The organism is Collinsella sp. AM24-1 (assembly GCF_003470325.1).
In the GTDB taxonomy this organism is placed as follows: domain Bacteria; phylum Actinomycetota; class Coriobacteriia; order Coriobacteriales; family Coriobacteriaceae; genus Collinsella.
This window is the reverse complement of the sequence record NZ_QRHM01000034.1, coordinates 1-15338: the sequence shown is the minus strand read 5'-3', so window position 1 is coordinate 15338 and position 15338 is coordinate 1. Positions and strand designations below refer to the sequence as shown.

Genomic DNA, 15338 nt, shown 5'->3' with positions numbered 1-15338 from the left:
GGATACGCCTAGGCGCGGTCCAAGAAATCGTCCGCACCCCCGTTTGGCCGTTGAATGGGCTGATTCAGGAACTATTTCACCGCAACTCATAGGGAAATCTGGGTAGCGGGATCGTTTGCCGCTAGTGGTTGTGTGGGCAGTTGGCGCAGCAGCCGTTGGTGGCGCTGGTGCTGGAACCACCGCTGCGCTGGTCGGTGTTGTAGAAGCCGCTGCCCTCAAACTTGATGCCGCTGGCCGAGAACGTCTTGGCCGCCGGAGCGCCGCAGCTCGGGCACACGACCTCGGGGGTCTCGGACATGGGATGCTCAACCTCAAATACGTTGCCGCAGCTCGAGCACTTGTAATCGTAGCGCGCCATAATACTTCCTTTTCAGCACAAAGCGGGCAGATCGCTCTGCCCGCATAAATTCAAACAGCTGTAACTGTACCCTATATCGGGGGTTTTATCACGCTTCGCCCCAGAATCTATGGGTGTTGCGCAGGAGCTGTGCAGTTTTGCCCTCAGCGGCCGCAACGTCAGCCTCATCGGCCTGCCAGGTCCAGTTGCCCGTGGCGACACCCGGCACATTCATGCGCGCGTCGTCGCTAAGCCCCAGGACATCCTGCAGCGGCATCATCACCAGGGGAGCATTGCTTGCGAGCGCGTCGCCCATCAGCTTGGCCGCCACCTCAACACCGCTCGGCTCGTCGCCGCCAGCAAAGGAGCGCGTGCACCAACCGGCGAGTGTCGACGTATCGTGCGTCGAGGTGTATAGAATCTTGCCCGGCGTGGGATGCACGTCGTTGCGGACGTCGTAATCGCTAAACTCAAGTACATCCATACCGGGGAAGCCACAGGTCGAAGCCATGGCGCGAACGCCAGGCGTCAAATAGCCCAGGTCCTCGGCAATAAAGTTGAGCGGACCCAGCTCGTCATAGGCGGTTTGGAACAGGTCCTTGCCCGGACCCGCCAGCCAGCGACCGTCGGCACAGGCCTTGCCGGCGGGGATACTAAAGTAGCTGTGGAAGCCCAGGAAGTGATCCAGGCGCACGCGGTCGTAGAGCGAGAACGCGCGACGCAAACGGTCCATCCACCAGCGGTAGCCGTTCTGCTTCATGTGGTCCCAGCGGAACGTCGGGTTGCCCCACACCTGACCCTCGGGCGCAAAGTTGTCGGGCGGTGCGCCCGAAATCTCAATCGCCTTGCCGGTATCGGACAGCCAGAAGTTCTCGGGCTCGCTCCACGCGTCGGCCGAATCGTCCGAAACGTACATGGGAATGTCGCCGATGACCTCGATGCCCTTCTTGTGCGCATAGTTCATGAGCTCGCACCAGGCCAGGTCAAAGCGGTACTGCATGTACGCCTGCAGCTCGGCCTCGTCGTGGAAACGCTTGTCGTCAATCAGATGCTCGTTGTAGCGCGCGACATCGGCCGGCCAATCGTGGCGCGACTCGCCCTCAAAGTACTTCTTAACGGCCATGTAGACGCAGTACTTCTCGAGCCAATCGGCGTTGCGATGTTTAAACGCCGTGTAGAGCGGGTCTGCATCCTCGCCGCCACGGGCCTTCCAAGTCTCAAAGTCGGCCGCCAGCTCTTCTTGGCTCTCGGGCAGCAGGTCAACATTGCCCGCAAAGGCCGAAGGCCCAGCGTAAGGGGAGCGGAAGAAGTCCGTCGGGTTGACAGGTAGAACCTGCCAGTAGCGCATGCCCATAGCGGCCAGATGGTCGATAAAACGACGCGTGGGTGCGCCGATCGTGCCGGGCTTGCCGTCATCGGTGGGCACCGAGGTGATATGGCACACGACGCCCGCGCCGTGATCGAGCGGCTCTTGCAGGCGCTGCTCGGCATGGTGATAGATGATTGACGAGCCCAGCGGATACAGATCGAGCGTGACCGTACCGTTGTGGATCTCGCACTCGTGACCGCTGATCACGTCACTCGCGCATTCGCCGAGCGCCGGAATCGTCACGCGGTGCGAATTGCGCAGACTACGGTTGATGATAACCGTCGCGGACTCGCCATCCTTGCCCGTGCGGTTGTAGGCCAGCACCTCATCGTTGAGCGCGAAGGCCTTGATCTCGCCGTCGATCATAAATGGCAGTGCGCGGCGTACGGCAGAGGCGTTCTTGACAATAGCCAGCGTGTCGAAGTCGTGCAGATGGTCCTTGGTCGGCAGGGTGCGGCGGTTGCCCGGATCGGTAAGGCCCTCCAGGCCGTATTCGTCGCCGTAGTAGATCGAAGGCACGCCGGGGAAGGTCATCTGCATGAGCGTTGCCAACCAAAAACGGCTCTTGGCCAGGCCCATCGAGTTCTCGTCCAGGCGCCATTTGCTGCGCTCGCTCTCGGGCAGCTGCGACTCGTCGGGGCCACCGCCGAGCACCGAGATAATGCGCGGGCGGTCGTGGCTCGAAAGCAGATTGAGCGCGCAGGCCAGTGCCTCGCGCGGGTAGTTCTCGCGCAGGGTCTCGATGTCCTCAGCAGCTTGATAGGCATTCTTGTAGCCCATCAAAAAGCCGATGACCATGTCGCGGAAGGGGTAGTCCATGGCAGAGTCGAGCTCAGAGCCCTGCAGGTAGCGGCGCAGATGGCCGTAGCTGATCTTGTTGGAGGCGTCTTCCCAGACCTCGCCGAGCAGCAGCGCGTCAGGTTTCTCGGCGAGCACGGCCTTTTTGATCTCGGCCAGGAAGTCATCGGAAAGCTCGTCGGCCACGTCCAGGCGCCAACCATGGGCACCGGCGCGCAGCCATTTGCGGATCACGCCGTCCTTGCCCAGGAGCCGCTCGCGTACCAGCTCGGAGCTCTCATTGATGGCGGGCATATTGCCCACACCCCACCAGCAGTCATACGAACCGTCCTCATGGAAATAAAACGCATCGCGCCACGGCGAATCCTCGCTCTGCCACGCGCCTACGCCGGGGTAGTTGCCGTAGCGGTTGAAATAGATGGAGTCGTCGCCCGTGTGGTTAAAGACGCCGTCCAGGATGATGGAGATGTCCAGCTTCTCGGCTGCCTGGCACAGCTCGGTAAAATCCTGCTCGGTGCCCAGAATCGGATCGATCTTGGTGTAATCAGCGGTGTCGTAGCGGTGGTTGCTCGCGGCTTCAAAAATGGGGTTGAGGTAAATGGCCGTAAAGCCCAGCTCGGCGATGCGGGGCAGGTCTTCTTGGATGCCCTTGAGCGAGCCGCCGTAAAAATCCCAGGTCTTGATGGAGCCGTCTTCGGCACGCTCGTACTCGGGCGGTTCGTTCCAGTCCTCGACCATGCGGCGCTGGATTCCGTTGCGCGGTTTTTCGACTTCGGCCTGCGTGCGCTCGCGCCAGTTCTCGTCGCGGGCATAGCGGTCGGGGAAGATCTGGTAGACCATACCGCGCTCGTACCAAGTGGGACGGTTCTCTCGGTGCTTGTAGACGGTAATCTGGAAGGACGGAACCTCGGCGTAGCCGTAAGTTACGCCCTCGCCGCCGGTGCGGCCCTGCGGTGCGCCCAGGCGAACCTCGGGCTGGCCCTCGATATTGCAGATAAAGCTGTACCAGATAAGACAGGGCTCGGTGCACTCAAGCTCTACGGTAAATATTCCGTCGCCCTCGTGCTTCATGGGATACAGAGACTCACCGATCTCATCTACCCAGGTGCGCAGCGTAAGCGTTGCCTGGTTGGGATCGGCATCCTCCAATATCACCGAGAGTGCAACGGAAGTTCCAGTGGTCACAGCGCCAAACGGAGTGCGAAACTGCGGTAGACGGCTGTTGTGTATCAATCTCATAGTACGGTCCAGTTCAATAGAATCATGGCCTGCGGGCCATGGGTTTTACGCCTAAGATGTAAGTATATCTGTAGTACACAGGGTGTATAAACAACATCCGTTTACCATCGGCGAACGGTTGTCCTAGAAAATCGTTTTACCACTACCTACAGAGAAGGGGCGCCCGGTTGGAGCGCCCCTTGCTTAGGGTTTGATGAGGTTTTGAATCGTCTGTATGCTAGCGCCGCTTGCGGGTGGCCGTTGCCTTGCGGACGGAGGTCTTCTTGGTCGGAGCCTTTTCCTCGGTCGCGGCGACGGGGGAGACCGGGGCCTTCTTGGCGGGCTCGACCTTAGGCTCGGCCTTTGCCGTAGCCTTCGGAGCGGTCTTGACCTCGGCGGCCTTCGGTGCCGGCTTGGGCTTTACCTCGGGCTTGGCCTCGATCTTAGCTTCCGCCTTGGGAGTTGTAGCCTTGGTCGTGGACTTCTTGGCCGTCGTCGTTGCGCGCTTGCGCGTGGTGGTCTTGGCGGTCGGCTTGGCCTCGGCAGCTGCCTCCTCGACCTTGACGGCGGGTTTTGCGGCAGCCTTCGGGGCGGTTTTAGCCGCGGTAGCCTTGGCGGCCGTCGACTTCGTTGCCGTGGTCTTCTTGGCAGCTGTTGCCTTCTTGGCAGTCGTGGTCGTCTTTTTGGCAGCGGTCTTTGCCGGAGCCTTGGCGGCCGGTTTGGCCTCAGCGACCTCGGCCTTTGCCTCGGGAGCAGCCTCGGCCTCGGCGGCCTTCTTGGCAGCGGCGGTCGTGCGCTTGCGCGTAGTCGTTGCCTTGGCGGTAGTTGCCTTGGCAGCGGTGGTCTTGGTGGCAGCGGCCTTGGTTGTCGTAGCCTTCTTGGCCGTCGTCTTGCGCGTCGTGGTCTTCTTGGCAGCAGGCTTCGCAGCCGGCTTAGCCTCAGCCTCGGGAGCAGCCTCGGGAGCTGTCTCAACCTTCACCTCAGATTTAGCCTCAACCGGCTTCTCCTCAGCCTTAGGCTCGGGCTTGGCCACAACCTCGGCCTGGGGCTCGGGCTCGGCCTCAGCCTTCTCAGCCACAACCACAGGCTCGTCGACAACAGCCGCCGGCCTCTCAATCTCCGGATGCATAAAGAAATACAGGTCCAGATACTTGTCGGCCGAGCGCGTCCAGCTAAAGTCCTGGCTCATAGCCTGCGTGACCAGCTGGTTCCAGGCGTCGCGGTTATCCCAGAACAGACGCGCCGCGCGGAACACGGCGTCGCCCATCTCGTCGCCGTTAAAGTTGGTAAACGAGAAGCCCGTGCCTTCGCCGGTAAACTCGTTGTACGGGATCACAGTGTCCTTCAGGCCACCGGTCTCGCGCACGATGGGCAAGGTACCGTAGCGCATAGCGATGATCTGCGACAGGCCGCAGGGCTCAAACTTCGAAGGCATCAGGAACATGTCGGCCGCGGCATACATACGCTGCGACAGCGCAGGATCGAACTCGATGCGTGCGGCCATGGTGCCGGGGTACTTGTCCTGGAAGTATCGCAGTCCGTCCTCGTAGTCGCGGTCGCCAGTGCCAAGCACGGCCACCTGCACGCTGCCGGCCAGAATGCGGTCGAGCGCGTACATGACCAGGTCCATGCCCTTTTGGCGCGTCAGGCGCGTGACCATCACCATGAGCGGGCGGTCGTCGCGAACCTCGAGCCCCAGCTCTTCCTGCAGCTTGGCCTTGCACACGGCCTTGCCGGAACGGTCCTCCACGGTGTAGTTGGCGGCAATGCGCTTGTCGGTCGCCGGGTCAAAGCCTGCCACATCAATGCCGTTCAGGATACCCTGCAGCGCGTAGGAACGCTCGCGCAAAACGCCGTCCAGGCCCTCGCCAAATTCGGGCGTCTGGATCTCGTTGGCATAGGTGGGGCTCACCGTAGTGATGGCGTCGGCATAGCGCAGGGCGCCCAGCATGTAGTTGATGCTGCAGGCGTCGCAACGCAGCTGCGAGGCGGCCGCCGGAATATGCGCCACACCTAGGATGTCCTCCATCACGGTGTCGCTAAACTGGCCCTGGAACGCCACATTGTGGATCGAGAACACGGTCTTGACGCGGTCGTACAGCGGCAGGCCCTGGTAGAACTCGCGCAAGAACACGGGCGCCAGTGCGGTCTGCCAGTCATTGCAGTGCAGGATGTCGCACTCAAAGCCGGCCGGCAGGTGCTGCAGGCTCTCGGTGATGGCCTTGGAGAAGAACGCAAAGCGCTCGCCGTCATCAAAGAAGCCGTACGGATAGTCGCGCGCAAAGTAGCGCTCGTTGTCGATGAACATATAGGTGACGCCGTCGTGCTCGAGCTTCTCGAGACCGCAGTACTCGTTGCGCCAGCCCAGGCTCACGTAAAAGTCGGAGAAGTGCTCCATCTGCGCCTTGTACTCGTCCTTGATGGTGGCGTACTTGGGCACCATGACGATGACCTCGGCGCCGGCGCGCACAAGCGCCGCGGGCAGCGAGCCCGCCACGTCGCCCAGGCCACCGGTCTTTACAAACGGTGCGCACTCGGCCGAGGCAAACACGATCTGCATCTTTTTGCTGGAATCTGCCATATTGTCTCCCATGTTGCAATTCGAGAATAGCCGCCTGGCGCTAACCGGGCGGCTATTCTACATGTTACGAGCGATGTTGCGGTGCCAACGTTAACGTACGATGGTGGTGTCGGAAGTTAACGGAGCCTTGCCCAGCACCAGGATGTTCTCGGGCGTGCCGCGAAGCTCGGTGTTGGTGGGGACCACGTTGTTCTTGTCCAGAATGGCATTCTCGACGCGGGCGCCGCTCTTGATGATGCAGCTCTGGTTGATGATCGAGTTGGTCACCGAAGCGCCTTCCTCGACCACGACGCCACGCGACAGGATCGAATTGCGCACGGTGCCCTTGATGATGCAGCCGGCTGAGATGATCGAGTTGCACGCGTGGCTGCCGGTCGCATAGCGCGAAGGCGGCACGTCGTGAGCCTTGGTCAGGATCGGGCGCTCGGGGTCAAAGAGCTGGTCGGCGACGGTCTGGTCGAGCAGGTCCATGCTGCGGCGATACAGCGACTTCTCGCTAAACACGCCCACGACCTCGCCCTTGTACTCGTAGCTGCACACGTCGATGTTGCCAAAGTCGCCCTGGAGCGCCTCGAGCAGGTCCAGATAGTCGGCGGCCTGGTAGTGGTCGATGATCTCGAGCAGCGTCTCGCGGTTGACGATGCAGCAGTCCATAGACGCGTTGTCGCCGTACACAACGCCGGCGCTCACGCCCGTCAGACGACCGTTCTCGTTAATATCGAGCTTGGTCTCGTCATCAACATTGCGCGTGGCCTTGCAGTACACCACGGTCATCTGGGCACCGGATTTCTCGTGCGCCTCGATGATGGTGTTGAGGTCCATGTTAAAGATGATGTTGGTGCCCATCATCACGACATAGGGCTTCTCCGAGCGCTGGAACAGCGTCTTGTTGGAGATGATGTCGCGCAGCAGGAAGCGCATGCCGCCCTTGGTGGTGCCATATGCGTTGCCGGGCACCATGAACAGGCCGCCCTTCTTGCGGTCCAGGCCCCAGTCCTTGCCAGAGCCCACGTGGTCGATCAGCGAGCGGTAGTTGCCCGGCATGACGACACCGACGGTCTTAATCCCGGCATTCATCATGTTGGACAGCGGGAAGTCGATCAGGCGGTAGCGGCCCAAAAACGGAACGGACGCGATGGGGCGGTCCTTGAGCAGGACGCTGCCGTAGGTCGAAGAGTAGTTAGCGGTGATGTAACCGATGGCCTTGCGATTGATCATCGGATCATTCCCCCTTCCCGATAACGACGTCATTTCCAACGACGGCCGTATCCTTGGTGGTATCGACAGAGCCGAGCTTCACGCCCTCTTCGACCGTGGAGTTCTCGCCCAAAATAGCGCGGCAGATGTGCGCGCCGCTCTTAACGTGCGCACCCGGCAGCAGCACAGAGTCTTCGACCACGGCGCGCTCCTCGATGATGACATCGGTCGAAAGGATCGAGTGGCGAGCGGTGCCGTAGATCTTGCAGCCGTTGGAGACCAGGCAGTCGTCCAGGCGGCCGTCCGGGCCAATGTAGTGCGGCGGACGCGTGGTGATGTTGGACATGATGGGGAAGTTCTTGTCGAACAGATCGAACTCGGGGTTGTTGCCCAGCAGGTCCATCGAGGTCTCGTGGAAGCTGGCGATAGTGCCGACGTCCTTCCAAAAGCCGTGGAACTCGTAGCTGTACAGGCGCTTGTTCTCACCGAGCAGCTTGGGGATGATGTCCTTGCCAAAGTCGTGGCTCGAGCGCTGGTCCAGAGCGTCCTCCTCGAGCGCCTCGATCAGCACGTCGGCCGAGAAGATGTAGATGCCCATGGACGCGAGGTTCGAATCGGGCTTCTCGGGCTTCTCGGTGAACTTGGTGATGCGGCCGTCTTCGGGGTCGGTGGTCAGGATGCCAAAGCGGCTGGCCTCCTCCCACGGCACGGGCATAACGCTCACCGTGAGGTCGGCGTTGTTCTCAATGTGCGTCTTGAGCATCTTGCGGTAGTCCATGCGATACAGGTGATCGCCCGAAAGAATCAGGACGTACTTGGGGTCGTTGGCCTTGATGTAGTCGAGGTTCTGCGTAATGGCGTCGGCCGTGCCCGCATACCAGGCGCCGCCGGTCTGCGTCTCGTACGGCGGCAGGATCGACACGCCGCCGTCGCGGCTGTCCAGATCCCACGCCTCGCCGGAGCCCACGTAGGCATGCAGCAGGTAGGGACGGTACTGCGTCAGAACGCCCACCGTGTCGATGCCCGAGTTGGAGCAGTTGGACAGCGAAAAGTCGATAATGCGGAACTTGCCACCAAAGCTAACCGCCGGCTTGGCGATCTTTTGGGTGAGTGCCCCCAATCGGCTGCCCTGTCCTCCTGCGAGGAGCATCGCGATGCATTCTTTCTTACTCATCGATTTCTCCTTCTGTCATCGATGTTCCTAACCCATTAGCGACGGGCGCGGCGCACTGTCACGCCCGTCGAGTAATGCCGTGCGGCAAAGGGAGCTCGCGCGCCTTTACGCGTGCCAGATCTCGTCGCGGTACTCGCGAATGGTGCGGTCGCTCGAGAACCAGCCGGAGGAGGCGGTGTTGAGCAGGGCCTTGCGGTTCCAGGTCTCCTGGTCGCCGTAGCTGCCCGTGAGGTTCTCCCATGCATCCACGTAGCTACGGAAGTCAGCCATGACCAGGTCGGGGTCGTTGTTGTTCATGAGCTCGTTGTAGATGCTCTCGAAGTTGCCCGAAAGACCCGCAAACGTGTTGTCCTTGAGCTCGTCCATCACGCGGCCCAGACGCTCGCGGTCGCCGTTGAGGGTATCCCACGCAAAGTAGCTGTTGGATGCCCAGAGCTGCTCGACCTCGGGAGCGGTCAGGCCAAAGATGGCCTCGTTCTCGCGGCCGGCCAGGTCGGCGATCTCGATGTTGGCGCCGTCGAGGGTGCCCAGCGTAATGGCGCCGTTCATCATGAGCTTCATGTTGGACGTGCCCGAGGCCTCCTTGCCGGCCGTGGAGATCTGCTCCGAGATCTCGGCGGCCGGGTAGATGAGCTGAGCGTTGCTCACACGGAAGTTGGGGATAAAGCAGACCTTCATGACCTCGTTGACGCGGGCATCGTTGTTGATGACGTCGGCCACGGAGTTAATGAGGCGGATGGTCTCCTTGGCAAAGGTGTAGCTCGAGGCAGCCTTGCCGCTAAAGATGAAGGTCGTCGGCGTCACGTGGAAGTTAGGATCGGCGATGCGACGGTTGTAGATGTCCATCACCTTCATGATGTTCATGAGCTGGCGCTTATAGGCGTGGAAGCGCTTTACCTGGACATCGAAGACGGTGTTGGGGTCGATAACCAGACCGGTCTCGGCCTTGACGTAGGCGGCCAGACGCTCCTTGTTGGCGCGCTTGGAGGCACCCACGGCCTTCAGGAACTCGGTGTCGTCCTTAAACTCCCTGAGTTTCTCAAGCTCAAAGGCGTCTTTGAGCCAGCCATCGCCAATGGCCTCGGTCACGAGCCTGGCGTAGGTGGGGTTGGCCTCGGCAAAGAAGCGACGGTGCGAGATGCCGTTGGTCTTGTTGTTGAACTTCTCGGGCGTCAGGGCATAGAAGTCCTTGAGCACGATGTTCTTGATGATGTCGGAATGGATCTTGGCCACGCCGTTGACGCTGTGGCTGCAGATCACAGACAGGTTGGCCATGCGAATCTCGCCGTCCCACAGGATGGCGGTCTGGCGCAGACGCTCCTGCCAGCCCTCCTGCGTGGTGTCGAAAGACTCGTGCCAACGACGGCTGATCTCGTCGATGATCTGGTACACGCGGGGGAGGAGCTTGGAGAACGTGCCGATTGGCCACTTCTCCAGGGCCTCGGGCAGGATGGTGTGGTTGGTGTAGCTCACGACCTGCGTCACGATGTTCCAGGCGTCATCCCACTCGAGCTTCTTCTCGTCGATGAGGATACGCATGAGCTCGGGGCCGCACATGGCGGGGTGGGTATCGTTGGTGTGGATGGCTACAAACTGCGGCAGCAGCTCCCAGTTCGCGCCGTGCTCCTTCTCAAAGGTGTCGAGCAGGCTGTAGATACCGGCCGAAACAAACAGGTACTCCTGCTTCAGGCGCAGCAGACGGCCGTGCTCGCCGGCGTCGTTGGGGTAGAGGATGGCGCTGATGGCCTCGGCCTCAGCGCGCTCGGCATCGGCCTGGGCATAGTCGCCGCGGTTGAAGGCCTCCAGATCAAAGTGCTCCTCGACCGGCTCGGCGGCCCAGACGCGCAGCTTGTTGACGGTCTCGCCGGCATAGCCCACGACGGGGATGTCATAGGGGACGGCCAGGATGTCCTGCGTGTCCACCGTGCGGTAGAACGTGCGGCCGTCCTCCTCAAAGCCCTCAACATGGCCACCAAACTTGATGGTCACGGCCTTGTCCTGACGACGGACCTCCCAGGGATAGCCGTGGGTGAGCCACTCGTCGGTGGTCTCGACCTGGCTGCCGTTGACAATCTCCTGCTTAAACAGACCGTAGCGGTAGCGCATACCGTTGCCGTAGCCGGCAATGCCCTCGGCTGCCATGGAATCCAGGAAGCATGCGGCCAGACGGCCCAGGCCACCGTTGCCCAGAGCCGGATCGGGCTCCTGGTTCTCGATGACGGACAGGTCAAAGCCCATGTCGTCGAGCGCCTCGGCGACCATGTCGCGCACGCCAAAGTTGAGCAGGTAGTTGTCGAGCAGGCGACCGATCAAAAACTCGATCGAGAAGTAGTACACGCGCTTCTTGCCCTCGGCGGTGACGCGGGCGTCACTCTTGGTGGCAACGGTGCGCGCCTTCTCGGCCACGAGCTTTGCCAGGGCGTTAAAGCGGTCGAGGTCGCTGGCGGCCTCGACACTCTTGCCGCTGATGCTCATAACGGCATCGCGATAGAGCTCGGTAAACTCCTGCTTGTTGTCGAAGATCTTATTCATACGTTCCTTTCCCCCGGGGATGTTTCTCCCGGAACGGTTATGACTCATATCCTACGCCCCGGCGGGGCGGGTGATTACAGCTGTAACGGCTTTGTTACGCATCCTTGGCAGACGGCTTAACAGAAGCAGACTTGGCCTTGGTAGCGGCCTTTTTGGCAGCCGGCTTCTTGGCCGCGGTAGCTTTAGCAGCGGGCTTTGCGTCAGCCTTTGCCTTCGCCTTAGCCGGAGCCTTCTTGGCGGCCGCAGGCTTAGGCTTTACCGAGGACGTGCGCTTCTTGGGCGCAGCCTTGGGCTCCTCAACCACCGGCGGCTTATAGCTGCTGGGACCGCGGCGCTTAAGCACCACGCCTGCCAGGCCGGGAACCTTAATCTCAATGGAGTCCATCTGCCCGTTCCAGGGATAGGGCTCGCTCGAGCAGGTGTAGGGCTCCTCACCGGCGTATCCGCTGCCGCCAAACTCGGGACGGTCGGAGTCAAAGATGACCTCCCAGTCACCCTCGCGCGGCACGCCCACGCGGAAGCTCTCGTAGCTCGCCGGGTCAAAGTTGATCAGAATCACCAGGTCGTCGTCGATATCCTCGCCCTGGCGCACAAAGCTCACGATGGACTGCTTGGAGTTGTCCGCATCGATCCAGGTAAAGCCGTCGTCGGTGTAGCCGCGCTCGTACAGGGCGGGCTCGGCGGTGTACAAGTGGTTGAGTGCCTTGATAAACGCCTGATGATGACGGTGAGTCTCGTACTCCTCGGTCAGGAACCACTGGATGGACTCGTAGTAGCGCCACTCGATAAACTGGCCGATCTCGTTGCCCATAAAGTTGAGCTTGGCACCGGGGTGCGTCATCTGGTAGAAGGCAAGCGTGCGCAGGCCGGCAAACTGGCGCCACCAGTCGCCCGGCATGCGGCCGATCAGCGAGCACTTGCCATGCACGACCTCGTCGTGGCTCAGCGGGCAGATAAAGTTCTCGGTAAAGGCGTACATGATGGAGAACGTGAGCAGTCCGTGGTTGCCGGGGCGCCACGGAAAATCGGTCTGCATGTAGTGCAGGGTGTCATTCATCCAGCCCATGTCCCACTTGTAGTGGAAGCCCAGGCCGCCGTCCTGCGGCGGATAGGTCACGAGCGGCCACGCGGTGGACTCCTCGGCCATCATCATCACGTCGGGGTAGTGTGCCTCCACGGCGCAGTTGACCTGGCGGATAAACGCGCTGGCGTCCAGGTCCTCCTCGGTACCGTACTTGTTGAACTTCTTTTGGCCGGGATCGTCAATGCCAAAGTTGAGGTACAGCATGCTGGACACGCCGTCCATGCGAATGCCGTCCACGTGGAAGTTCTCGAGCCAGTACAGCACGTTGGAGACCAGGAAGGAGCGGACCTCGCCGCGGGCGAAGTCAAACTTGTGCGTGCCCCAGTTGGGGTGAATCTCGTGCTCAAACAGCATGTGGCCGTTAAAGGTGGCAAGGCCGTGGGAGTCGGCGCAAAAACCGCCGGGCACCCAGTCCATGATCACGCCAATACCCGCCTCGTGGCATGCATCGATAAAGTGCATGAGCTGCTGCGGGTTGCCGTAGCGCGACGTGGCGGCATAGTAGCCGGTCGTCTGGTAGCCCCAGGAGCCATCGAAGGGATGCTCCATAAGCGGCATGACCTCGATATGCGTATAGCCCATGTCGCGCACGTAGTCCACGAGCTCAACCGACAGGTCGTCGTAGGTGTAGAACTCGCCGCGCTGTGCGGGGAAGGGATCCATGGGGCCGGGGTAGTTGCCGTACTCGTCGGGCTCGCCCTGCGGCGCGTCGCCGTGGCGCTTCCACGAGCCAATATGTACCTCGTAGATGTTAAGGGGCTGCGACATGTGGTTATGGCTGGCGCGGCGCTTGAGCCAAGCCGCGTCGTTCCACTGGTAGCCATCGAGGGTCCACAGCACGCTGGCCGTTCCCGGAGGGCACTCGGCCTTAAAGGCGTACGGATCGGCCTTGTAGAGCTTTTCGCCCTCGTTGGTCTCGATAAGGTACTTATAGAGCTGACCCTGCTCGGCGCCAGGAATAAAGCCTTCCCAAATAGCGCTCGTATGCACGGGCACCAGCGGGTTGGCTTGCTCATCCCAGTCGTTAAATTCGCCAATGACATGGACGCTCTTTACGTCGGGCGCCCAAACGCAAAAGCGCCAGCCACGCGTACGGTTCTGCGTGTCGGGGTGCGCGCCCATCTTTTCCCAACTGCGCTCCCACATGCCAATGCCAAACAGATAGACATCGTCCTTGGAAAGCTCCGGTGCATGCGGGGCGGCCTTACGGGTAGCGGGCTTTTTGGTTGCTGGCTTTAGCTTTGTATCGCTCACGTTTGATCCCATCATGACGCGGCAGCGTGTTGCCTTGGTGACTAGATGCGAAAGGTCCAAGGCTGCACGAATCGAGGGGACGGCGATAGTTCTATGATTCGTTCCACCTCGCGTGCTCGGTGGAACTTTCGGCACGAAATACGATAACACCTGTTCGTTACTTTTATGGAGAAAAGTGGATTTGCGGCGGTGTTTAATCGGCGAGCGCCATGTTTAGACCACTGGCAGAATTGCGATGGTAAAACTCTTGACAGTTTTACCAATTAGCGTTTCTAGATTGTTAGGTTGACGTTTGGTAAAACGTTTTTAGCAGGTTGTTTACCTTTTGACATCGAAAGGCTCGTATATGGACCACATCGCTGCCCCAAGTGTTGCTTTTATTTTCGATTGCGACGGCACACTGGTTAATAGCACCCCCGTTTGGGCCTATGCCCAGCCCGAGTTATTACACCGCCACGGTGTTGACGTGACGGTCGACGATTTTGCCCAGTTTGAGCATTTGTCGCTCGAGGATGAGTGCCAGGTCTACCACGACATCTGGGGCATTGGCGCGAATGGCGAAGAGCTGTATCGCGAGCTGAGCGACATCCTGATCGATGGCTACTCCAGGGTGCCGCCGCGCGAGGGGCTTCTGGCATTTTTGGAGCAGGCGAAGGCGGCGGGCATTGTCATGTGCGTTGCCACGTCCACGCCGGCCGAGTTGGTTAAGTCTGCGCTTGCGGGCGCCGGGCTCGATGCCTACATGGAGTTTGTGACCACCACGGGCGAGGCGGGGCGCTCCAAGCAGTTCCCCGATGTGTATGAGCTGGCGCTGCGCCGCCTAGAGGAGCGTCACGGGCATAAGTTTGAGCGTGCATGGGTGTTTGAGGACGCCGTCTTTGGCCTTAAGAGTTCTGGGGTCGCCGGCTTTAAGCGTGTGGGTATTTATGACCCGCACGGCCGCATGAAGCGCGACGATGTGTGCGCCAACTGCGATATCTTTATCGACAGTTACGAGGACCTGGATCTGGCCCGCGTGCTCTCGTTTGAGGGATAGGCGAGGGCCGTGGCTTGCAAGGTATTAGTGGTCTGCGGCTCGCCCGTAGTGGTGAGCGCGGATCTGTTGCGTAGGCTAGCAGGGGAGTGCGATTACGTTGTTGCCGTGGACCGCGGCCTGGATGCCCTTCTGAGTGCGGGACTAAGCTGCGACGTGTATGTGGGGGATGCCGACACGGTGAGCGACGCGGGTCGCGCGCTGGTCGATGCCGCCACCGATTTTGAAGTTGAGCGCCACGACCCTTACAAGGACTATACCGACCTGGCGCTGGCGCTCGATGCCGTTCGCCGTCGCTGGCCGGGTGCCGAAGTGGTTGCGACTTGCGCTACGGGCGGCCGTCCGGACATGGCACTTTCCGTACTGGGCCTGCTTGCGGGCTACGATGACGCCCCAGTCTGGATTGCCGAGGACGAGACCACGGCCCGCATCCTGCACGAAGGCGAATCCTGGATCATCGAAGGCCACGAGGGCAGCACCTTCTCCATCATCGCCATAGCCCCCAACACCAAGGTAAGCGAACATGGCTTGGAGTGGGAACTAGATCACGCTTCGTTAGTTCTACTAGCCGACACGGGCATCTCTAACGTCGTCAGGTCAACAGCCACGATCCAAGTCCACACCGGCACCGCCATCACTTACCTATATCGATAGGCATTTAGAATCTGACTCAAAAAGTCCTTGCACGCCGCGCCAACTTCCCCTATAGTATTTCGACGTCACGGGGGCGTAGCTCAGCTGGGAGAGCGCTTGACTGGCAG

The 15338-nt window shown here is 60.7% G+C and carries 9 protein-coding genes; 2 read left to right on the top strand and 7 right to left on the bottom strand.

Going from position 1 to position 15338, the window contains the following annotated elements:
- Positions 1-121 precede the first annotated feature (121 nt).
- From DW661_RS09560 to glgB, 7 genes are all read right to left on the bottom strand, one after another.
- Positions 122-358 carry an FmdB family zinc ribbon protein gene (locus tag DW661_RS09560; protein WP_118225759.1) on the bottom strand — a complete coding sequence of 79 codons (237 nt, stop codon included), beginning with the start codon at positions 356-358 and terminating at the stop codon, positions 122-124.
- A gap of 88 nt (positions 359-446) precedes the next feature.
- Positions 447-3743: a 4-alpha-glucanotransferase gene (locus DW661_RS09555; RefSeq protein WP_118935432.1), complete on the bottom strand. Its 3297-nt coding sequence runs from the start codon at positions 3741-3743 to the stop codon at positions 447-449.
- A gap of 217 nt (positions 3744-3960) precedes the next feature.
- Positions 3961-6303, bottom strand: coding sequence for a glycogen synthase GlgA (gene glgA, locus DW661_RS09550; protein ID WP_199584892.1), 2343 nt, complete (start codon positions 6301-6303; stop codon positions 3961-3963).
- A 90-nt stretch (positions 6304-6393) separates the two neighbouring features.
- Positions 6394-7521, bottom strand: coding sequence for a glucose-1-phosphate adenylyltransferase subunit GlgD (gene glgD, locus DW661_RS09545; RefSeq protein WP_118935431.1), 1128 nt, complete (start codon positions 7519-7521; stop codon positions 6394-6396).
- 4 nt (positions 7522-7525) lie between these two features.
- Positions 7526-8674, bottom strand: coding sequence for a glucose-1-phosphate adenylyltransferase (locus tag DW661_RS09540; RefSeq protein ID WP_035138263.1), 1149 nt, complete (start codon positions 8672-8674; stop codon positions 7526-7528).
- A gap of 105 nt (positions 8675-8779) precedes the next feature.
- The gene (locus tag DW661_RS09535; RefSeq protein ID WP_118935430.1) at positions 8780-11206 is read right to left on the bottom strand and encodes a glycogen/starch/alpha-glucan phosphorylase; all 2427 of its coding nucleotides are present in this window, start codon (positions 11204-11206) and stop codon (positions 8780-8782) included.
- Positions 11207-11300: 94 nt separating this feature from the next.
- Positions 11301-13559, bottom strand: a complete 2259-nt coding sequence (glgB, locus tag DW661_RS09530; RefSeq protein WP_118935429.1) for a 1,4-alpha-glucan branching protein GlgB — start codon at positions 13557-13559, stop codon at positions 11301-11303.
- A 331-nt stretch (positions 13560-13890) separates the two neighbouring features.
- Between glgB and DW661_RS09525 the strand changes: the two genes are divergently transcribed.
- Both DW661_RS09525 and DW661_RS09520 read left to right on the top strand, forming a co-directional pair.
- Positions 13891-14580, top strand: coding sequence for an HAD family phosphatase (locus DW661_RS09525; RefSeq protein ID WP_118935428.1), 690 nt, complete (start codon positions 13891-13893; stop codon positions 14578-14580).
- Positions 14581-14589: 9 nt separating this feature from the next.
- Positions 14590-15231: a thiamine diphosphokinase gene (locus tag DW661_RS09520; protein WP_118935427.1), complete on the top strand. Its 642-nt coding sequence runs from the start codon at positions 14590-14592 to the stop codon at positions 15229-15231.
- Positions 15232-15338 lie beyond the last annotated feature (107 nt).